Raw genomic sequence first — 20,907 nt, forward strand, 5'->3', positions numbered from 1 at the left:
ACGGCATGGAGCTGTCGCGCACCGAGCAGGAGCTCGCGCCCGGCGCGGACCTGACGACGTACCAGCGCCTGGAGTCGGACAAGTGGCTGAACGCCCAGGCGCTCAGCCTGGACCTCACCAGCGGGCTGGGCATCGACTACCTCTCCCCGGGACCCGTCGCCGACTCGGCTCCGGTCAGCGAGCTGGTGGCCGGTCACGACCCGGGCGAGGGACGCACCACCGTCGCGGCGATCAACGGCGACTTCTTCGACATCAACGCCACCCAGGCGCCGCTCGGCCCCGGCCTGTCCGGCGGCGAGCTCACCCAGTCGGGCTCCGAGGGCGCCACCCAGGTGGTGGGCGTCGGCCCGGACGACGCGGGCCGCATCCTCGATCTCTACTTCGACGGCACGCTCACCCTGCCCGACGCGACGGTGGGCCTCGACGGCTACAACGCTGCGGTGCTGCCGGGCGACGGGATCGGCGTCTACAGCCCGCTCTGGGGCGAGGCGGACCGCGCGCAGCCGGTGTCCGGCGCCGCGGACGTCGCCGAGGTCGTCGTGACGGACGGCGCGGTGACCTCCGTGTCCGACAAGCCGGGTGACGGCCCGGTACCCGAGGACGCCGTGGTGCTGCTCGGCCGCGACGCGGGCGCGGAGACCCTGGCGTCGCTCGCCGTGGGCGACGCGGTGGACCTGGAGTACGGGCCGCGCACCTCCGACGGCGGCGCCCTGCCGCGCACCGCGGTCGGCGGGCGCGGGCTGCTGGTCGTCGACGGCGAGCCGCGGAACTGGGAGGGCCTGCCGAACAACGAGACGGCGCCGCGCACCGCCGTCGGCTTCTCCCGGGACGGCCAGGAGATGTACGTGCTGACGGTGGACGGCCGGCAGGCGCACTCCGGTGGCGCCACCCTCACCGAGTTGGCCGTGATGATGGCGGACCTCGGGGCGTACAACGCCCTCAACCTGGACGGCGGCGGCTCCAGCACGCTGCTGGCGCGCCAGCCGGGCGACGCCGCACCCACCCTGGTGAACAGCCCGTCGGACGGCCAGGAGCGCTCGGTGCCGAACGGGCTCGCCATCACCGCGCCCGTGGGCGACGGCGAACTGGCCGGCTACCGGGTGGACACGGCCGCCGACCCGAACCGCGCGCCGACCGCGGACACGGTCGCCGAGGGGCACCCCGACCGGGTGTTCCCCGGCCTCACCCGCCAGCTGACCGCCACCGGCTACGACGACGCGTACGGGCCGGCCGACGGCGATCCGCACTGGCGCACCGACGACCGCTCCGTCGGCACGGTGTCGCGGGACGGCCTGTTCACCGCCCGCCGCCCGGGCGACACGACGGTCACCGCGGACGGCGGCGGGGCGGACGGGGGAAGCCTGGAGCTGACGGTGCTCGGCGACCTCGACCGGATGACGCCCACCACCCAGCGGGTCGGGCTGGCCGACGTCGACGCCCTGGGCCGGTTCGGCCTGGTCGGCTACGACGCCGCCGGGAACACCGCGCCCGTCGAGCCCGGCGACGTGGAACTCGACTACGACGCCTCGCTGTTCGCCGTAGAGCCGGACGTGGCGGCCGGCGGCTTCACGGTCGCCGCGGCATCCGACGCGGCGACCGCCTCCGGCACCATCACCGCCCGGGTGGGCGACGTGACCGCCGCGGTCGCCGTCACCGTGGGGCTGAACGACACCCTGGTCGCCGACTTCGAGAACGCCGCGGACTGGGAGTTCACCCACGCCCGCGCGGACGGCTCGATCGTGCCCGAGCCCGCGGGTCAGGAGGGGACTGCGCTGCGCATGGCGTACGACTTCAGCCTGAGCACCGCCACCCGGGCCGCGTACGCCACCCCGCCGGCGGACATCCCGGTGCCCGGGCAGCCGCAGAGCTTCACCCTGTGGCTCAACGGGGACGGACGGGGCGCCTGGCCCTCCCTGCACCTCGTCGACGCCCACGGCACCGACCATGTGCTGCGCGGCGACCACGTCACCTGGGAGGGCTGGCGCCAGGTCACCTTCCAGGTGCCGGAGGGCGTGGCCTACCCGCTGTCGGTGCACCGCTTCTACGTCGCCGAGACCCGGCCGACCGTGAGCTACACCAGCGAGCTCGTCATCGACGAACTGCGGGCGCAGATACCGCCGGAGGCGGAGCTGCCGCGGCAGGAGCCGCGGGTCGACGCGCTGATCGGCTCGGCCGAGGAGGCGGCCGAGCGGGACTGGCGGTTCGCCGTGGTCTCCGACGCCCAGTTCGTGGCCAGGGATCCGGACAGCGAGATCGTGGAGAAGGCCCGGCGCACGCTGCGCGAGGCCCGGGCCGCCGACCCGGACTTCGTGCTGATCAACGGCGACTGGGTGGACGAGGGCTCGCCGGCCGATCTGGAGTTCGCCCGCCGGATGATCGAGGAGGAGCTGGGCGACACCCCCTGGTACTACGTGCCCGGCAACCACGAGGTGATGGGCGGCTCGATCGAGCAGTTCGAGGCGGAGTTCGGCGACTCGCAGCTGACCTTCGACCACCGCGGGACCCGCTTCGTCACGCTGGACACCTCCTCGCTGACGATCCGCGGCGCCGGCTACGAGCAGGTGCGGGAGCTCAGGGACCAGCTGGACGCCGCCGCGGCCGACCCGGCGGTGGACTCGGTCGTGGTCGTCGCGCACGTGCCGCCGCGTGACACCACGGCGCAGCCGGCCAGCCAGCTGTCCGACCGGATGGAGGCGGATCTGCTGGAGGACTGGCTGGCCGACTTCCGACGCGAGACCGGCAAGGGCGCCGCCTTCCTCGGCGCGCACGTCGGCGTCTTCGACGCCTACCACCAGGAGGGTGTGCCGTACTTCGTCGGCGGCGACGCCGGCAAGGCGCCGGCCGCCGCGCCGGACGAGGGCGGCTTCACCGGCTGGGCGATGGTCGGCGTCGACGAGGTCTCGCGCGCCGAGCAGGCCGCGGCGCGGGCCCGGCCGCACCGGCCGCTGCCGGACTGGATGACCGTCCAGACCCGCCCGCACGTCGACGAGCTGACGCTGGACGCCCCGGCGTCGCTGGGCGTCGGCGAGACCGTGGCGGCGGGCGCGACGCTGGAGCAGTGGGGCGCGGCCGGGACCCGCGAGGTGCCGGTGGCCTTCCCGGTGAGCGCGGACTGGTCGGGGTCCCGTGAGCTGTTCGTCGGGCCCGCGGACGAGGCGGGGCGCTGGGACACGGCCGCCTTCGACCCGGCCACGGGCGAGCTCACCGGCCTGCGGCCGGGCCGCGCGCGCCTGGCGGTGGAGGTCGGCGGGGTGAGCCGGGAGATGTGGCTGGAGATCAGCCGCTGAGCATCGCCGCCCGGGCCGGGGCGCTCCCCCGGCCCGGGCGCCGCGTTCCCGCGGCGCCGTCCCTGAGGGTTAGGTCCTGTCCGGTGGATCGATGGGGGCACCTCCCAGCTTTCCAAGCTGGGGGAGGATCAGCCGGCGGCTCCCCCAGGCCCTTGAGGCCAGGTGCCCCCATGACGCCGTGCGTCGCAAGGCACCGGATCGCCACTCGTACGAATGGGGGCACCTCCCAGACGGAGTCTGGGGGACGTACGTGGGCGATTCGGTAACGCAGCGAGGTGCGTCCCCCGGACGGAGTCTGGGGGAGTCGTGGGCTTGCGAAGATCCGCCGGACAGGGCCTAGAGATGCGGCGCGATGGACGGCAGCAGGTCCTGGAAGGTGCGCCCGCTCGCCGGCTCGCCGATCGCGGTCATCCGCCAGCCGCCGTCCTCGCGGTGCACCTTGGCCATGATCTGGGCGGTGTAGGGGCCGCCGCCGGCCAGGGTGTAGCGGGCCAGCTCCCGCCCGGTGGCCTCGTCGATGAGCCGGCAGAACGCCTCGCCGACCTCGGCGAAGCTGTGGCCGGTGAAGGAGTTCACCGTGAAGACGATCTGGTCGACCTGCGGTGGCACCCGGTGCAGGTCCACGAGGATCGACTCGTCGTCCTCCTCGCCGGCGCCACCCGTCAGGTTGTCCCCGGTATGGGTGACCGAACCGTCGTCGCTCGTCAGCTTGCGGAAGTACACCACGTCCTCCGCCTCGCGGCCGGCGAAGAGCACGGCCGAGGCGTCGAGGTCGATGTCGCTGCGGGTGGCGAACAGCTTGGCGAAGAATCCCGTGGAGCGCTGCGCCGCCTGCCAGCCGAGGCCCATCCGCACCGTGGTGAGTCCGCCGCCGTCGGACTTCCGCAGGCTGATCGCCTGTCCCTTGGACAGGTTCACGCTCATCAGGGTGGTCTCCCTCCGGATGTACGGAGAAACCCTACGCAGCCCCGTGCGCGCTCCACAGCCCGCCCCAGGGCTCGTGTCGCTTCTTAACGCTCTACTAACGCCCCGGGCGGCGCGCCTCAGCGCAGACCGACCTCCCGCATCTGGCGCAGCTCCCGCTTCAGCTCGGACACCTCGTCCCGCAGCCGCGCGGCGATCTCGAACTGCAGCTCGGCGGCGGCAGCCCGCATCCGCTCGGTGAGCTGCTCGATCGTCTCGGCCAGCTCGGCGGCCGGCCGGTCGGTCAGCTCCCCGGGGGCGCGGCCCTTCCCCCCGGCGGGGACGGTCGGCACGGGTGCCTTGCCCCGGGCCCTCTCGGCGCCCTGGCGATATCCGGTGCCCAGCAGCTCCTGGGTGTCGACCTCCTCGCGGGCGATCGTCGCCACGATGTCGTTGATCTTCTTGCGCAGCGGCTGCGGATCGATGCCGCGCGCCTCGTTGTACGCGATCTGCTTGGCGCGGCGGCGGTTGGTCTCGTCGATCGCCCGCTCCATCGCCGCGGTCACCCGGTCGGCGTACATGTGCACCTGACCCGACACGTTCCGCGCGGCGCGGCCGATGGTCTGGATCAGCGAGGTGCCCGAGCGGAGGAAGCCCTCCTTGTCGGCGTCCAGGATGGCGACCAGCGAGACCTCGGGCAGGTCCAGGCCCTCCCGCAGCAGGTTGATGCCGACCAGCACGTCGAACTCGCCGGAGCGCAGCTCGCGCAGCAGCTCCACCCGGCGCAGCGTGTCCACGTCGCTGTGCAGGTACCGCACCCGGATGCCGAGCTCCTGGAAGTAGTCGGTGAGATCCTCGGCCATCTTCTTGGTGAGCGTGGTGACCAGGACCCGCTCGTCCCGCTCCGCCCGGCCCCTGATCTCGTGCACCAGGTCGTCGATCTGGCCCTCAGTGGGCTTGACCACGACCTCGGGGTCGATGAGGCCGGTGGGCCGGATGATCTGCTCCACCACGCCGTCCGATCGGGACAGCTCGTACGGCCCGGGGGTCGCCGAGAGGTAGACCGTCTGGCCGATGCGCCCCAGGAACTCCTCCCATTTCAGCGGCCGGTTGTCCAGCGCTGAGGGCAGCCGGAAGCCGTGGTCGACCAGCGTCCGCTTGCGGGAGGCGTCGCCCTCGTACATCGCGCCGATCTGCGGCACCGTGTTGTGCGACTCGTCGATGACCAGCAGGAAGTCGTCGGGGAAGTAGTCCAGAAGGGTGTGCGGCGGCGATCCGGTGTCCCGGCCGTCGATGTGCAGCGAGTAGTTCTCGATGCCCGAGCAGGTGCCGATCTGCCGCATCATCTCGATGTCGTACGTGGTGCGCATCCGCAGCCGCTGCGCCTCCAGCAGCTTCCCCGCCTGCTCCAGGCCGGCGAGCTGGGTCCCCAGCTCCGCCTCGATGCCGGAGATCGCCCGCTCCATGCGCTCCGGGCCCGCCACGTAGTGCGAGGCGGGGAAGACGTACAGCGAGTCGTCCTGGGAGATGACCTCGCCGGTGATCGGGTGGAGCGTGGAGAGCGCCTCGATCTCGTCGCCGAACATCTCGATGCGGACGGCCAGCTCCTCGTAGACCGGGAAGATCTCGATGGTGTCGCCGCGCACCCGGAAGGTGCCGCGGGTGAAGGCCAGGTCGTTCCGCGCGTACTGGATGTCGACGAACCGACGCAGCAGCGCGTCCCTGTCGCTCTCCTCCCCCACCCGCAGCGGCACCATGCGGTCCACGTACTCCTGGGGGGTGCCCAGGCCGTAGATGCAGGAGACCGAGGCGACCACCACCACGTCACGCCGGGTGAGCAGTGAGTTCGTCGCGCTGTGTCGGAGGCGCTCGACCTCCTCGTTGATCGAGGAGTCCTTCTCGATGTAGGTGTCCGTCTGCGGGACGTACGCCTCCGGCTGGTAGTAGTCGTAGTACGAGACGAAGTACTCGACCGCGTTGTTCGGCATGAGCTCGCGGAACTCGTTCGCCAGCTGGGCGGCCAGCGTCTTGTTCGGCGCGATCACCAGCGTCGGGCGCTGCAGCCGCTCGATCATCCACGCGGTGGTCGCCGACTTCCCGGTGCCCGTCGCGCCCAGCAGCACCACGTCCTTCTCGCCGCCGCTGACGCGCTCGGCGAGCTCGGCGATGGCCGCCGGCTGGTCGCCACTGGGCTGGTACGGACTGACGACCTCGAAGGGCGCCATCGTGCGTTCGATCTGTGAAACGGGCCGCATGGTCCCCACGGTACGACCCCCCACTGACATCCCACTCTCCGTCTCGCCGTCATTGGGCGCACCTTCGGCGTTCAGCTCGCCCCCTGTCCAGTGGTCACCTCCGTGCGGGAAGCTGCCCGCGACCGTTTCGTACGCGATCAGTCGCGAGGAGTCCCCCCATGCACCCGCACCCCGCCGTTCGCTGGATCGTGCCCGCCGTCGGCCTGGCGGCGCTGGCCGTACCGGCCGCCGCGTCCCAGGCCGCCGCGCAGAGCGCGGCCGAACAGGCCGACCCGGTGATCATCGCCCACCGTGGCGCCTCCGGATACGCTCCCGAGAACACCGTGGCCGCCGCCCAGGTCGCGGCCGACCTCGGCACCTCCTGGGTGGAGACCGACGTGCAGCGCACCGCGGACGGCGAGCTCGTGCTGATGCACGACACCACGCTGGACCGCACCACCGACGCCGAGGAGCTGTTCCCCGACCGCGCGCCCTGGAACGTGGCGGACTTCACCGCCGAGGAGATAGCGCAGCTCGACGCGGGCAGCTGGTTCGGTGCCGAGTTCGCCGGCGAGCCGGTGCCGACCCTGACCGACTTCCTCGACGAGCTGGCGGCCAACGGTCAGCAGCTGCTGCTGGAGCTGAAGGCGCCCGACCTCTACCCCGGCATCGAGGAGGAGATCCTGGCCGAGCTGGCGGCCGAGGGCTGGCTGGACGAGGCGGCGCCCGGGGAGCGGCTGGTGCTGCAGAGCTTCGACGAGGCATCGATGCGCACCGCGCACGAGCTGAACCCCGACGTCGAGATCGGCTTCCTGGGCAGCCCCGAGGTGGCGGAGCTGCCGGCGTTCGCCGAGTTCGCCGACCAGATCAACCCCACGTACCGGGACCTGACCGCCGACTACGTGGCCGAGATCCAGGCGCTGTCCGGACCGCACGGCGCGCCGCTGGAGGTGCACACCTGGACGGTCAACGACGCCGAGACGGCGGCCGACGTGACTGCCCTGGGGGTGAACGGGATCATCACCAACTTCCCCGACGTGGTGCGTGCCGCCGTCGGCGGCTGACCACCGCCGGCCGGCACGGCGCCGCTCCCCGCGTCGAGGGCGGGGAGCGGCGCCGTTGTCGGTGCTGGGCCGTAGCCTGCGGGCATGAGCGCTTCGGGTAGGGACTGGGCCTGGGTCGTGCGGGACACCCCGATCGGCCCGCTGCTGCTGGCGGCCACGGAGCGGGGCCTGGTCAGCGTCGTCTTCCACGCCGACGAGCGGACCATCCGCAGATCGCTGGGCCGGCTGACCGCGGTGCTCGGCCCACGCCCTGATCGGACCGAGCCCGATCAGACCGGGGCCGATCAGACCGGGGCCGAGCGGACCGAGCCTGAGGGGGAAGGCGCCGAGGACGTGCTGCGGCGGGCCGTGGCCGAGCTGGACGGGTACTTCCGCGGGGAGCTGCGCGCGTTCGCGACCGCACTCGACTGGTCGCTGGTCTCCGGATTCACCGAGCAGGTGCTGCGTGAGCTGGCCGCCTCGGTGCCGTTCGGCAGCGTGGTCGGGTACGGGGAGCTGGCCGAGCGGGTCGGCGAGCCGGACGCGGCGCGGGCGGTCGGGGCCGCGATGGGAGCCAACCCGCTGCCCGTCGTGGTGCCCTGCCACCGGGTGGTGGCCGCGGACGGCGGGATAGGCGGTTTCGGTGGCGGACTGACCACGAAGCGCGAGCTTCTCGCCCTGGAGGGTGTGCTGCCGCAACCGCTTTTCTGATGGTCGGAGGAGTATGACCATCAGACTGTCTGGGAATCACCCATGAAAGCGCGTTCCCCGTCTCCCACCCGGGAGGGCGACGATGGCCATACCCCAGGAGTCGAGTCAGCAACGGACCGCCATCACCTATCTCTCCTTCGACACCCTGCGGGCCCGGGGCTGGACGCCGTTTCTCGTGCGTACCTTCCTCGGCGAGCCCGACCGCACCGTCCCGGTCCCCCTGTACCTGTCCTCGCGGGTGCGGGAGACCGAGGCCAGGCCGGACTTCGTCGCGGCCCGCGACCTGCGCCGGCGCCGAGCCGAGGCCCTGCGGGACGCCATCACCAGACGCAGGGAGCGCGCGCTGGAGGCCATCAGAACCGTGCGGCTGGAGCTGCCCCGGATGGACCCCGGGGAGCTCGCCGCCCGCGCCGTGGACCACCGCAACCTGCGGGACGCGCAGCGCGCCGCGCTGTCCTGGGGCCACCGGCCGCATCCCGCCAGCCTGGAGTCGGTCTACCCGGCCGAGCTGATCCGCTGGCAGGTGCTCTACCTGCGGGACACCCTGGCCGAGCACCGGGCGTTGCTGGAGGCGCTGCCGTCAGGCACCAGCCGGACGGAGGGGCAGCGACTGCTCACCGAGCGGATCTACGCCGCCATCGCCGCCGCGTACCCCTCCCTGGAGCTGGAGTGCCGCAGACAGCACGCGGCCGCCCAGACCGCCACGCGGGCGGCCTGAGCGGCCGGTCAGGTCGTGGGCCGAGGCCCGGGCCCGGCTGTGCTGCCGGGTGGTCCGGGCCGCCGGTCACACGTCGGTGTGGTGCTGGTGCAGGAAGTCCATCGGGTCCACGGCGGTGCCGTAGTCCGGGCTGGTCCTGATCTCGAAGTGCAGGTGCGGCCCGGTGCTGTTACCGGTGTCGCCGGACAGGGCGATCTGCTCGCCGGTGGAGACGTTCTCCCCGACGGAGACCTCGAGGTCCGACAGGTGCGCGTACTGCGAGTACGTGCCGTCGCCGTGGTCGATCACCACGGCGTTGCCGTAGGCGGGGCCGTCACCGGCGCCGTTGCCGCCGGCCTTCACGACCGTGCCGCCGTGCACGGAGTCCACGGGGGTGCCGGTCGGGACCGCGAAGTCCTGCCCGCTGTGCGTCGAGGTCCAGTTGTCACCGCTGTTACCGAAGGGCGCCGACAGGACGTAGTCGCCGGAGATCGGCGACACCCAGGAGCGCTGCAGCTCCTGCTGCTTCTGTCGCTTCTGCTCGGCGGCCTTGGCGGCATCCCGCTGGACGTCGGCCTGGCTGCGGGTGGAGTCGGCGAGCTCAGACGCGGTGTGCGCGGCGAAAACGTCGGAGCCGGCACCATCGGAGCCCGCGGCGACGGCCGCCGTGGCGACACCGGCGGTCGCGAGCACGGCCGAGGCGCAGGCCCCGGCGGTCGCGATGGCGGCGCGGCTGCGCAGGCGGGTACGAAGCGCGGTGCGGCGGGTGGTGCTGTTCGACATGGGGGGACTACCTCGCTGAGGTCGGGGGAATTGCACGTCCCTTGGTAACGGCTGATTTCTCCCGCCTCAAGTGAGGCAATTACTAACGTTCCTCGTAGCAGCGAAACCGGAATAAGAGACCCCGGAAACCGGCTCTCCCGCCCTCCGGAAGGGCCGCTCCTGTGGCCCCCGACACCCCGTCTGACCTCGCTCTAAGCGGACACGTAAGGGTGCGCCGAGCCCAACGTCGGACGCGCCCCGCCGAATATCCCGCCCCCGCCGGGACCAAAGTCCCGGCCATTCGTCACTTCCTGCTCCTACCCGGCTTCGTAATTCGGTTTTCCCCTGTGGCGTACCTCACCGCGAATCCCTCGAAAACTCCGGGATCACCGGGGGAACAGCTCGAACGGCACGCAGGGCCGGCCGCCGAAACGCCCGGCGGAGCCCTCCCATCCCTGGGTGAGGAACCGCCTGGCGTAGGCCGCGGGCTCCTCGTCGCTCAGGGCCGAGATATAGGCCCGGTGCTCCGCGAGCGAGGCGATGGCCCGCTCCCTGGAGCGCTCGCTGACGGCCTGGGCGTGCGTCGGCCGCGGGGAGCCGGCCACCCCCACCCAGCGCACGCCGTCCCAGCGCTCCAGACCGCCCGCCCCGGGGCCGAGCTGCTCGGGGAAGATCCAGCGGTTCCCGGCGTCGCCGGCCGCGTCGATCACCGCCCGGCCCACGACCCGGTGGTCCGGGGTGTTCCAGGCCTGGCCACCCCAGGTGTCCCGATGGTTGAGCGTGATCAGCAGCTCCGGCCGGTGTCGCCTGATCGCCAGCGCCAGGTCCCGGCGCAGCGCGAGCCCCTCCTCGATCACCCCGTCCCGGTGGTCGAGGAACTCCACCGCCCGCACCCCGACGACGGCCGCGCTGGCGCGCTGCTCGGCCTCCCTGATCCGCGCCGCCTCGCCGGGCTCGATCCCGTCGATGCCGGCCTCACCTCGGGTGACCAGCAGATAGGACACCTCCCTGCCGGCCTCGGTCCACTCCGCGACGGCCGCGGCGGCGCCGTACTCCAGGTCGTCGGGGTGCGCGACGACCGCCAGGGCCCGCTCCCAGTCGAGGGGCGTCTCCGCCAGCGCCTCCACCACCGAATCAGCCACGTCGGCCTCCCGTCCTCGTGCCGTCTCCCCGCCGCCTCCGCGCGGTCCGGGCGTCATCACCCTAGCCGCGCCCGAGGGGACCGGTCCGGGACTCAGCGCCAGCCGTGGCGCAGCTGGAGGGTGTGCACCACCCGGTTGAACCGCGCCCGGTCCAGCGCGCACGCCTCACGCCGCATCCCCCCGGGAGACACCCGCAGCACCCGGTCCAGATGCACCCAGGAGTCCCGCCCCGAGCGGTCCCACGGGCCGGAGCCCAGCGGCATCCACTCGTCGTCGTGATCCCGGTCCCGGCTGGAGAGCTGCACCGCCAGCAGCGTCTCCCGCCCCACCTCGCGCGCCACCACCAGCACCGGGCGGTCCTTGCCCCGCCCGTCGTTCTCCTCGTACGGCACCCAGGTCCACACGATCTCGCCCGGATCCGGGTCACCGTCCGGCTCCGGCGCGTACTGGGTCCGCACCTGGCCGACCCCGCGCGCCGCCACCTCGACGGTGGCGGAGGGGCCGCTGCGCCCCGGTATCTCGTCGGTCTGCTCTGTCGTCATGCCGACACGCTACCGAGCGGCTCCGTCGGTAGGTTGGCGGGCATGGAACGGAGCATGCCGGCGACGATGCGGGCCTGGGCGGTGCCGGCCCCGGGCCGGCTGGAGCCGGTCACCCGGCCGGTGCCGGAGCCGGCCGACGACGAGCTGCTGGTGCGGGTGCTGGCCTGCGGCGTGTGCCGCACCGACCTGCACGTCCGCGACCACGAGCTGCCACCGCACCGGCCGGCCGTGGTGCCGGGACACCAGGTCGTCGGCGAGGTGGTCGCCGCCGGCCCCCGGGCCGACGCGCCGCCGCCCGGCTCCCGGATCGGCGTCGCCTGGCTGCGCCGGACCTGCGGCACCTGCCGGTACTGCCGCCGCGGCCAGGAGAACCTCTGCCCGCACTCGCGCTACACCGGCTGGGACGCGGACGGCGGCTACGCGGAGTACGTGACCGTGCCCGCCGCGTACGCCTACCGACTGCCCGCCGACCGCTCCCCCGAGGAGCTCGCGCCGCTGCTGTGCGCCGGGATCATCGGCTACCGGGCGCTGCGCCGCGCCGACCTGCCGCCGGGCGGACGCCTCGGCGTCTACGGCTTCGGCGGCTCGGCCCACCTGACCGCGCAGCTCGCCGCCCGGCAGGGCGCGACGGTCCACGTGCTGACCCGGTCGCCGGCCGCCCGGGAGCTGGCCCTCGCGCTCGGCGCGGCCTCCGCGGGCGACGCCCGCGACGCGCCCCCCGAGCCGCTGGACGCCGCGATCCTCTTCGCGCCGGTCGGGGACCTGGTGCCGGTGGCGCTGGAGGCGCTCGACGCCGGCGGCACGCTCGCCGTGGCCGGCATCCACCTGACCGACGTGCCGCCGCTCGACTACCAACGCCACCTCTTCAGGGAACGGACGCTGCGCAGCGTCACCGCCAACACCCGGCAGGACGGTCGCGACTTCCTCGCCGCCGCGGTCGAGCACGACGTCCACGCCACCCTCACCCGCTACCCGTTCGACCAGGCGGACCGGGCCCTCGACGACCTCGCCGGCGACCGCGTCACCGGCACCGCCGTCCTCACCCTCGGGCAGGCCACCCAGTCCTGACCCCGCGTTCGCCGACGGCGGGACAGATGAGCAGGGTGCGACCTTCCGCTCTCCCAACTTCGGACGCACGATGGAGACATGGAAAAGGAGACGGGCCCGGCACAGCTGGATGTGTACGTCGATACGCTACGCGCGCGGATGCCCCCAAACCAGTTCATTCTGCTGATGCGGGCGTTCCACTCCTGGCTGACGGGCGGTGGTATGACCCGACTGCACCTCCAGCCGCGGGAGCAGGAGTTGTTCACCTCCGAGTTGCAGGCCGAGCTCCTCACGTTGATGGGTTTAGTCGGCTGCCCCTCCCCCGCCGGCGAGGAACGGGAGAGCCGCGTGGTCGTCGGGCTCGGCGATCCGGTCGGCGAGCCCGTCAGGGACGCCCGGGCCCTGGTTCCCGCCGACGACGGCACGGCGTGTAGCGGCGCGGCCTGAGGCCGCGTCAGCCGGACGCGGACCAGGCGGGGTGGATGGGGTTGTCGGCGCGGACCAGGATGTCGGCCGCTTCCGTGGGACGGACCTCGGCGTCGTAGCGGGCGAAGGCCGGCAGCGTCCACTGCTCGGCGGGGTCCGTGCGACGGGCGAGCGCGGCCGGGGAGAGGCTCACGTGGACCGAGAGGTCCGCGGGGAACCAGTGGCCGAGCAGCAGCGGGCCGTGCAGCACCAGCACACCGCCCGGCGGGAGGGTCACCCGCGCGCTGCGGGTGGCGCGGTCGGTGTCCGGGTCCCAGAGGTCGGGCAGCACGCGTCCGGAGCCGCCCGGATCCAGCGGACCGAACACCTCGCGCCACAAAGCTCCGGTGTCCAACCAGCGCTCGTAGTAGGCCTCGGCGTCCCGCCGGCCGTGTTCGAAGCGGAGCGAGGCGGCGCGCAGGAAACCGGCGGCGGCCACCACCAGGGCCGGACGGCCGCGCAGCCGGAGCGCCGCGCCGAGGGCCTCGGCCGGCCCTCCCGGGTCGGCGGCCGGCGCGCCGTCCAGCAGCACCCGCAGCCACGGGCCGCCGTCCGCCGCCGTGAGCCCGGCGACCCGGTCGGCCAGCGCGTCGGTCAGTCGTTCCCAGGTGATCGCCTCCAGCCGCATGCGCACCATCATCCCCACCCGGCGGGGCCGGTGGGCCGCGGAGGGCCCGTCGGCCTCCCGGCCGGCGCCGCGTTCGGCAACCCGGTTTACCCGGCCCTGACCGTTACGATCGGAAACGTGCCGCAGGTAGCCGACGTCGCCCGACTCGCCAGATGGGTCTCCCAACCCGTCGTGGCACAGACGCTCAGGTCGGCGACCGCCGCGACCCTCGCCTACCTCGCCGCGCTGTGGCTGACCGGCGTGCCGGCGCCGCTGCTCGCCCCACTGACCGCGCTGCTCGTCGTGCAGGTCACCCTCTTCGCCACCATCACCAGCGGCATCCGCCGGGTGAACTCCGTGGTGGCCGGCGTGGTGCTGGCCACCGGGTTCAGCGAGGTGGTGGGCCTGAGCTGGTGGAGCCTGGGCCTGCTGATCCTCTGCGCGCTGTCGTTGGGTCACGTCGCACGGGTCGGCGAGTTCGTGCCCGAGGTGGCGATCAGCGCGATGCTGGTGCTCGGCGTCACCCAGGTCACCGCGACCGCGCTCGACCGGGTGCTGGAAACGGTGATCGGCGCGGTGGTCGGACTGCTCTTCAACGTGGTCATCGTGCCGCCGGTGTGGGTGCGCTCCGCGGAGGAGGACATCGAGGAGCAGGCCCGCCGGATGCGGAAACTGCTGGTGCGCCTCGGCGAGGACTCGGACGAGGGACCGACCCCGGTGGCCCGCGTCACGGCCCAGCTGCGCGAGGCCCGTCAGCTCGACCAGGACGTGGCCCAGGTGGACGCGTCCCTCACCCAGGCCGAGGAGAGCCTGCGCCTCAACCCGCGGGTCAAGGAGGGGCTGCTCACCCGGATAGTGCTACGGACCGGCCTGGACACGCTGGAGGTCTGCGCGGTGCTGCTGCGCACACTCTCCCGGACGCTCACCGACCTGGCCCGGCACCGGGCGGCGGACGAGGAGCTGTTCCCGCCCGACGTGGCCGTCATACTGCGGGAGCTCTTCACCCGCCTCGGGGACGCGGTGGCCAGCTTCGCGGTCCTGATCACCAGTCAGGTCAGCGAGAACGCCGAGGAGGCGGAGAGCCGACTGGTGGAGGAGCTGGAGGCCAGCCGCGCCTGCCGGGAACAGGTCGCCTGGATGCTGCTGGGCCGGGTGCAGGAGCATCCCCGCCAGTGGCAGTTGCACGGCTCGCTGCTGGCGGACATCGACCGGATGCTGGACGAGCTGGACGTGGAGCGGCGCTCGATGCACCTCGCGGAGGAGCTGGACCGCTACTCCCGCGAGCGTCCCGACCGCCCGCGGGCCATGCCGTCGTTCGGCGAGCGGCTGTGGAAGCGCGGGAAGCGCGCCGCGTCGGGCCGACGCGGCGGCTGACCGGTTGGCGCCGGCGCCACGCCGCCGCCAACCGTCCGGCTACGAGCCGAAGCTGATGTTGCCGTGGATGTCGCGGGCCTGGATCACCTGGCCCTGGATCCGCGCACCCGGCGCGATGGTGTTGTGCACCGTGCCCCGGCTCAGGTCGACGGTGAGCCGAACGGACTCCTGGTGCTCGGTCGCCCACCGGGTCAACTGGCCCGCGAACTCCTCGTCGCCACGGGCCTGGTCGACGATATGACCGACCAGCGCCTGGCGCTCCTCGGGCGATTCGGGGACGGCCGCCGGCTCCGCGTCGCTCCCGGACCCACGGCCCGTGGCCCAACGGCCGAGGGTGGCCAGCGACTGCCAGATCGCGCGGCCCGCCTCGGTGGCGGTGCTGACGGCGGTCGCGGAGAGTACCAGGGCGATGGCGGTTTCGACGTCCATGACAGCACGGTAGTCCGGCCGGACCGGTCGCCGCCATGCCGCGCTCCGCGGATCGCCACGGCCCGGAGCCGATGCCCTCAGGCCGCGTCCCGGGCGCGCCGTGCCAGCCGCTCCCACAGCTCGTCCACCTGGCGTTCGAGATCCGCGCGGCTGCCGTCGTTGTCGAGCACGACGTCGGCGATCGCCAGCCGCTCCGCGCGGCTGGCCTGGGCCGCCATCCGGGCCCTGGCGTCCTCCTCGGCCATGCCGCGCGACCGCACCAGCCGATCCATCCGCGTGGCGTCCGAGGCGTCCACCACCACCACCGTGTCGTACCGGTCGGCCAGCCCGTTCTCGGCGAGCAGCGGCACGTCCTCGACGACCACGGCGTCGGGGTCCGCGGCCTGGCGCAACTCGGCGGACCGGGCGGCGACCAGCGGATGCACGATGGCGTTGAGCGCGCGGAGCCGCTCGGGGTCGGCGAAGACGACGCCGCCCAGCCGGGGCCGGTCCAACGAACCGTCGGCGGCCAGCACCCCGGAACCGAACTCGGCCACCACCGCGGCCAGGCCCTCGGTGCCCGGCGCCACCACCTCGCGGGCGATCCGGTCGGCGTCGATGGCCACCGCGCCGCGCGCGGACAGCAGCCGCAGCGCCTCGCTCTTGCCGGCGCCGATCCCGCCGGTCAGTCCCACGATCAGCATGCCGGCAGGCTACCCGTGGCCGGTGACAGCCGCCCAAGCCCTGCGCCGGACCGGGCCTAGCCCTCCTCGCCGCCGTCCTCCCGCTCGGCGAGGAAGCGCTCGAAGACCGCGCCCAGCTCGTCGGCCGAGGGCAGCTCCGCCGGCTCGGCGACCAGGCTGCCGCGGGTGGTGACCCCGGCGAGCGCGTCGTACTGCTGCTCCAGGCCGCGCACCACGGCGACCAGCTCCGAGTCGCCCTCGGCGAGCTCCCGCTCGATCTCGTCCTGCGTCTTCAACGCGCGGCTGCGCAGCAGGTGGGCGGCGTCCGGCAGGACCAGCCCGGTGGCGCCGGTGATGGCCTCCAGCACCACGAGCGCCGCGTCCGGGTACCGGGAGCGGGCGATGTAGTGCGGCACGTGCGCGGCGACGCCGAGCACGTCGTGACCCGCCTGGGCGAGCCGCAGCTCCACCAGCGCGGCGGCGCTGCCCGGCACCTGCGCCTCGTCGAACAGGCCGCGGTGCCCCGGCACCAGATCGGTGCGGTTCCCGTGCGGCGTCAGCCCGACCGGACGGGTGTGCGGGACGCCCATCGGGATGCCGTGGAAGGTGACGCTGAGCCGGACCCGAAGCTCCTCCACCAGCTGCCGGACGGCGAGGGCGAAGCTCTCCCACTCCACGTCAGGCTCGGGGCCGCTGAGCAACAGGAACGGCTGCCGCGTGGCGTCGTGCACCAGCCGCAGGTCCAGCGCGGGCGTCTCATAGTCGGTCCACCGGTCGCGCCGGAACGTCATCGCCGGGCGGCGGGCCCGGTAGTCGATCAGCCGGTCGTGGTCGAAGCGCGCCACGGTGGTCTGCGGATGGCCGTCGAGCAGCTGCTCGACGAGCTGCTCACCCGTCTCCCCCGCGTCGATGAAGCCCTCGAAGTGGTAGAGCATCACCAGCCCGGTGCTGCCTTCGCCGCCCGCGGCCTGCAACGCACGCTCGCGCCCCTCGGGGTCCCACGCGTACAACTCCTGCGGATCGCGCACCGTCACCGCACTCCTTCAGCCGTTTCCCGTGCACCGAGCACAACGCACCGTACCGTCGCGGCATTCCCGGCCGGTGACACGGCGATGGCCGGGTCGCTCCGCGGAGCGACCCGGCCATCGTGGGCTGTGAAGGTGAGCGAACGGCTAGCTCTGCCCGCCGGCCAGCTTCTCCCGAAGCGCGGCCAGCGCCTCGTCCGAGGCCAGCGCGCCCGAGTCCTCCGCACCGGAGGAGGAGTACGAGCCGCCACCGCCGCCACCCGGCTGCGGGGAGCTCGAACCGCCGCCGGTCTCGGCCTCCGCCTGGGCGTCCGCCTCGCGCGACTTGATGACCTGCGCCTGGTGCTGCTCGAAGCGGGACTGCGCCTCCGCGTACTGGCGCTCCCACTCCTCACGCTGCTTCTCGTACCCGTCCAGCCAGTCGTTGGCCTCCGGGTCGAAGCCCTCGGGGTAGATGTAGTTGCCCTGGTCGTCGTAGGAGGCGGCCATCCCGTAGAGGGTGGGGTCGAACTCCACGGCCATCGGGTCGGGGCCGAAGTTCTCGTTGGCCTGCTTCAGCGAGAGGCTGATCCGACGACGCTCCAGGTCGATGTCGATGACCTTGACGAAGATCTCGTCGTTGACCTGGACGACCTGCTCGGGGATCTCCACGTGGCGCTCGGCGAGCTCGGAGATGTGCACCAGGCCCTCGATGCCCTCGTCCACCCGGACGAACGCGCCGAAGGGCACCAGCTTCGTGACCTTGCCGGGCACGACCTGGCCGATCTGGTGGGTCCGGGCGAACTGCTGCCACGGGTCCTCCTGGGTCGCCTTCAGGGACAGCGAGACGCGCTCGCGGTCCATGTCGACGTCCAGCACCTCGACCGTGACCTCCTGGCCGACCTCGACGACCTCGGACGGGTGGTCGATGTGCTTCCAGGACAGCTCGGAGACGTGGACCAGACCGTCCACGCCGCCCAGGTCCACGAAGGCGCCGAAGTTGACGATGGAGGAGACGACGCCGGAGCGCACCTGGCCCTTCTGCAGGGTGGTGAGGAAGGTCTGGCGGACCTCGCTCTGCGTCTGCTCCAGCCAGGCGCGACGGGACAGGACCACGTTGTTGCGGTTCTTGTCCAGCTCGATGATCTTGGCCTCGAGCTCCTTGCCGACGTACGGCTGGAGATCGCGGACCCGGCGCATCTCCACGAGGGAGGCGGGGAGGAAGCCACGCAGGCCGATGTCGAGAATCAGGCCGCCCTTGACGACCTCGATCACGGTACCGGTGACGATGCCGTCCTCGTCCTTGATCTTCTCGATCGTGCCCCAGGCGCGCTCGTACTGGGCGCGCTTCTTGGAGAGGATGAGGCGACCCTCCTTGTCCTCCTTCTGGAGGACAAGTGCCTCGATCTCGTCGCCGACGGCCACGACCTCGTTGGGATCGACGTCGTGCTTGATCGACAGCTCGCGCGAGGGAATGACGCCCTCGGTCTTGTAACCGATGTCGAGCAGGACCTCGTCCCGGTCGACCTTCACGATGACGCCGTCGACGATGTCGCCGTCGTTGAAGTACTTGATCGTCTCGTCGATCGCGGCGAGGAAGGCTTCCTCGGAACCGATGTCGTTGACCGCGACCTGCGGGCTGGTCACGGTGGGCTCGGTGCTGCTCGTCATGTGGTAAAGGGCTCCGGTACGGACATGGTGTCGTCGGCACTGCTACGCCGAAGGCCCATGTTCGCACTGCCGAAGCCGGACAGCCTGAGAAGCGCTTTCCGAAGACTCCGAAACCGGAAGCGCCTCGACAACCGAGGGGACATACAACAGATGCGAGCGCGACCTGCTCCGTCCGAGGCGCGCAGGCCCGCAGCGCGTCTTATAGCATACGGGGGCTTCCGAGCATGGTCAATGCGCGGTTCGCCCCACGAAGGGCACTATCGGGCCAAACCTGGCGTCACACCTGCTGTGAGGCGGGACACGCGGCGCAGATCGACCCGCGCGGCGGCGAAGGTTCCGCGATTGTACGGCGAGCGCCCGGCTCACGGAAAGAGAGCCGGGCGCTTCGGACGGTCAGGCGATGAGGCGGGAGAGGATGCCCGACTCGACGGTCCGGTCGGCCGGGGTGGACCCCGAACCGTCCGACTCCTCGGGGTCGGACGGCTCGTCCGACCCGCCCTGGTCGGCGGGGTCCTCGCAGCCCTGCTCGGGCTCGTCCGACTGGTCCGGGTCGGCCGGCTTCGTGGTCGCGCCGTCCGTGGGCTCCGCCGCCTCCGCCGTGCCGTCGGAGCTGCCGGTGGCTGATTCCTCCGCCTCCTGCGCCTCCTCCGCGGCGGAGTCCGACTCCTCGGACTCCTCCGTTCCGGGATCGGCGGGGCACTCCGGCTCCGTCGACTCGTCGGAGTCGCCCGGCTCACCCGGCTCCGTGGTGTCGTCGGCCGGCGGGTCGGTCGGGGCCGGCTCGGGGTCCGTCGGCTCCTCGTCACCGGGGTCCTCGCCGCCCGGGTCCTCGCCGCCCGGGTCCTCGTCACCGGGGTCCTCGTCGCCCGGGTCCTCGTCATCCGGGTCCTCGGGCTCGGTGGGGCATTCGGGGTCGGTGGAGTCCTCGTCGCCCGGCTCCGTGGAGTCGTCGGGCAGCAGCAGGTCGATCAGACCCGGGTCGGAGTCCGTCGACTCCTCGCCACCGGGCTCCTCCTCGCCGGGCTCCTCGTCATCCGGCTGCTCGGGATCCACCGGGCATTCGGACGGGTCCTCGCCGTCGGGGTCCTCCGATTCGTCCGGCTCGCTCGGCTTCACCGACCCGTTGCCCTGGGCCGGCGGCGGGGTGGTCTGCGTGTCGTCCTCGCCGGGGCCCGGCTCCTGGCCCGGTCCGTCGCCGGCGTTCTGTCCGTTGCCGTTGCCGTTGCCGTTCCCGTTGCCGTTGCCGGCGCCCGGGCTGTCGGGCAGCGGGCCCTCGCCGTCCGGCACCTCGTGGGTGCCGCGGTAGTAGAAGTCCAGCCAGGCGCGAACCGTGTTCACGTAGTCCCAGGAGTGGTTGTAGCTGAGCAGCGCCTGGTCCAGGCCGTCCGGGTCGGTGAGGTCGCGGCCACCCGCGCAGAGATAGTCGCCGGCGGCGAGCGCGGCGTCGTACACGTTGTTCGGGTTCGCCACGCCGTCGCCGTTCCCGTCGGCCCCCCAGCTGGCCCAGGTGGACGGGATGAACTGCATCGGGCCCACCGCCCGGTCGTACGTGGCGTCGCCGTCCCAGCGGGCGTCGTCCGTGTCGGTGATCTGGGCGAAGCCGACGCCGTTGAGCACCGGGCCGAGGATCGGCTCGTGGGTGGTGCCGTCGGCGTCCACGGCGCCGCCCGCGGCGTGGCCGGACTCGACCTTGCCAATGGCCGCCAGCACCTCCCAGTCCAGTCCGCAGGCGGGGGTGGTGTCGGCGAGCACGGACTCGGCCCGGCGGTACGCGTCCAGCACGGTGGCGGGGATCCCGGCCTCGGCGGGGCCGAGCGGGTCGAGACCCGTGTCGCCTTCCGCGTCGTCCTCGTCGTTCTCCGCGGTGTCCAGCGGGGGGAGGTCGGTGTGGTACGGGCGGTCGACGTCGACGCCCTCGCCGGTCTCCTCCTCCGTCGCGGACGCGTCCCCGGTGCTCTCGGCGGCCGGCTCTCTGGTGTCCTGCGGCTCGCCGCCGCCGACCCAGTCCGGTCCCTGAGAGGCCGTCAGCGCGGCCATCGCGGCCGCCGCCACCGCCGATCCCGAGATGCCCTTGCGAACCCGCCCACTACGCCCACCGATACGCAATGCCACGCGTGTTCCCCTCCGTGTGTTGACCCCATGACCGGGACGACAGTACGACGAGTATGGTTCCCGGGCCAGGACATCCGGGAGTCCCACGAGGGAGCGGGTGGGAAACACGCCACCATCGGCCTACGCCGACGCCGGGCGGATGCCCCGAAGGGCCGGGCCAGCTGCCCCGACGGCCGGGGCGACCTGCCCCGACGGCCGGCGGCGGCGACAGGCGC

The 20,907-nt window shown here is 72.9% G+C and carries 18 protein-coding genes; 7 read left to right on the forward strand and 11 right to left on the reverse strand.

The annotated features are described in order from the left end of the window. The first annotated feature begins 5 nt into the window (after positions 1–5). On the forward strand, positions 6–3,287 hold the full coding sequence (locus ABGB06_RS20185; protein ID WP_347591609.1) for a phosphodiester glycosidase family protein: 3,282 nt from the start codon (positions 6–8) through the stop codon (positions 3,285–3,287). A 336-nt stretch (positions 3,288–3,623) separates the two neighbouring features. On the opposite strand, the gene ABGB06_RS20190 is transcribed toward ABGB06_RS20185, so the two are convergent. Further along, positions 3,624–4,211 carry a TerD family protein gene (locus tag ABGB06_RS20190; protein WP_347591317.1) on the reverse strand — a complete coding sequence of 196 codons (588 nt, stop codon included), beginning with the start codon at positions 4,209–4,211 and terminating at the stop codon, positions 3,624–3,626. 119 nt (positions 4,212–4,330) lie between these two features. Then, the gene (uvrB, locus tag ABGB06_RS20195) at positions 4,331–6,445 is read right to left on the reverse strand and encodes an excinuclease ABC subunit UvrB (protein ID WP_347591319.1); all 2,115 of its coding nucleotides are present in this window, start codon (positions 6,443–6,445) and stop codon (positions 4,331–4,333) included. A 158-nt stretch (positions 6,446–6,603) separates the two neighbouring features. Here uvrB and ABGB06_RS20200 point away from each other — a divergent pair, with 158 nt between their 5' ends. The 3 genes from ABGB06_RS20200 (at position 6,604) to ABGB06_RS20210 (ending at position 8,896) form a co-directional block, all read left to right on the forward strand. Further along, positions 6,604–7,488, forward strand: a complete 885-nt coding sequence (locus tag ABGB06_RS20200) for a glycerophosphodiester phosphodiesterase family protein (RefSeq protein WP_347591321.1) — start codon at positions 6,604–6,606, stop codon at positions 7,486–7,488. A gap of 84 nt (positions 7,489–7,572) precedes the next feature. Beyond that, complete coding sequence (locus tag ABGB06_RS20205; protein ID WP_347591323.1) at positions 7,573–8,178, forward strand: methylated-DNA--[protein]-cysteine S-methyltransferase; 606 nt, start codon at positions 7,573–7,575, stop codon at positions 8,176–8,178. 82 nt (positions 8,179–8,260) lie between these two features. Beyond that, positions 8,261–8,896: a hypothetical protein gene (locus ABGB06_RS20210; protein WP_347591325.1), complete on the forward strand. Its 636-nt coding sequence runs from the start codon at positions 8,261–8,263 to the stop codon at positions 8,894–8,896. Positions 8,897–8,962: 66 nt separating this feature from the next. On the opposite strand, the gene ABGB06_RS20215 is transcribed toward ABGB06_RS20210, so the two are convergent. From ABGB06_RS20215 to ABGB06_RS20225, 3 genes are all read right to left on the reverse strand, one after another. Beyond that, positions 8,963–9,658: a M23 family metallopeptidase gene (locus tag ABGB06_RS20215; RefSeq protein WP_347591327.1), complete on the reverse strand. Its 696-nt coding sequence runs from the start codon at positions 9,656–9,658 to the stop codon at positions 8,963–8,965. 365 nt (positions 9,659–10,023) lie between these two features. After that, entirely contained in the window at positions 10,024–10,779 is a 756-nt protein-coding gene (locus tag ABGB06_RS20220; protein WP_347591329.1) for a PIG-L deacetylase family protein, read from the reverse strand. Positions 10,780–10,871: 92 nt separating this feature from the next. Continuing rightward, entirely contained in the window at positions 10,872–11,321 is a 450-nt protein-coding gene (locus ABGB06_RS20225; RefSeq protein WP_347591331.1) for a type II toxin-antitoxin system PemK/MazF family toxin, read from the reverse strand. Between the two features lie 66 nt (positions 11,322–11,387). Here ABGB06_RS20225 and ABGB06_RS20230 point away from each other — a divergent pair, with 66 nt between their 5' ends. Further along, positions 11,388–12,389, forward strand: coding sequence for a zinc-binding alcohol dehydrogenase family protein (locus ABGB06_RS20230; RefSeq protein ID WP_347591611.1), 1,002 nt, complete (start codon positions 11,388–11,390; stop codon positions 12,387–12,389). 138 nt (positions 12,390–12,527) lie between these two features. Beyond that, positions 12,528–12,815: a hypothetical protein gene (locus ABGB06_RS20235; protein ID WP_347591333.1), complete on the forward strand. Its 288-nt coding sequence runs from the start codon at positions 12,528–12,530 to the stop codon at positions 12,813–12,815. 7 nt (positions 12,816–12,822) lie between these two features. Here ABGB06_RS20235 and ABGB06_RS20240 read toward each other — a convergent pair whose 3' ends face one another. Continuing rightward, positions 12,823–13,461 carry a uridine kinase gene (locus tag ABGB06_RS20240; protein WP_347591335.1) on the reverse strand — a complete coding sequence of 213 codons (639 nt, stop codon included), beginning with the start codon at positions 13,459–13,461 and terminating at the stop codon, positions 12,823–12,825. 117 nt (positions 13,462–13,578) lie between these two features. On the opposite strand from ABGB06_RS20240, the gene ABGB06_RS20245 reads away from it, so the two are divergent. Next, positions 13,579–14,814, forward strand: coding sequence for an aromatic acid exporter family protein (locus ABGB06_RS20245; RefSeq protein WP_347591337.1), 1,236 nt, complete (start codon positions 13,579–13,581; stop codon positions 14,812–14,814). Positions 14,815–14,853: 39 nt separating this feature from the next. Here ABGB06_RS20245 and ABGB06_RS20250 read toward each other — a convergent pair whose 3' ends face one another. From ABGB06_RS20250 to ABGB06_RS20270, 5 genes are all read right to left on the reverse strand, one after another. Further along, a complete protein-coding gene (locus ABGB06_RS20250; protein ID WP_347591339.1) occupies positions 14,854–15,243 on the reverse strand; it encodes a hypothetical protein in 390 nt (129 codons plus the stop codon). A 77-nt stretch (positions 15,244–15,320) separates the two neighbouring features. Beyond that, positions 15,321–15,926 carry a dephospho-CoA kinase gene (coaE, locus tag ABGB06_RS20255; protein ID WP_347591341.1) on the reverse strand — a complete coding sequence of 202 codons (606 nt, stop codon included), beginning with the start codon at positions 15,924–15,926 and terminating at the stop codon, positions 15,321–15,323. A gap of 56 nt (positions 15,927–15,982) precedes the next feature. Further along, on the reverse strand, positions 15,983–16,933 hold the full coding sequence (locus tag ABGB06_RS20260) for a PAC2 family protein (protein ID WP_347591613.1): 951 nt from the start codon (positions 16,931–16,933) through the stop codon (positions 15,983–15,985). Between the two features lie 144 nt (positions 16,934–17,077). Beyond that, positions 17,078–18,580, reverse strand: a complete 1,503-nt coding sequence (rpsA, locus tag ABGB06_RS20265; protein ID WP_347591343.1) for a 30S ribosomal protein S1 — start codon at positions 18,578–18,580, stop codon at positions 17,078–17,080. A gap of 393 nt (positions 18,581–18,973) precedes the next feature. Further along, complete coding sequence (locus ABGB06_RS20270) at positions 18,974–20,692, reverse strand: hypothetical protein (RefSeq protein WP_347591345.1); 1,719 nt, start codon at positions 20,690–20,692, stop codon at positions 18,974–18,976. Between the last annotated feature and the right edge of the window lie 215 nt (positions 20,693–20,907).

Origin of the sequence: Streptomyces sp. B6B3, assembly GCF_039871525.1 — a bacterium.
Taxonomy (GTDB): domain Bacteria; phylum Actinomycetota; class Actinomycetes; order Streptomycetales; family Streptomycetaceae; genus Streptomyces.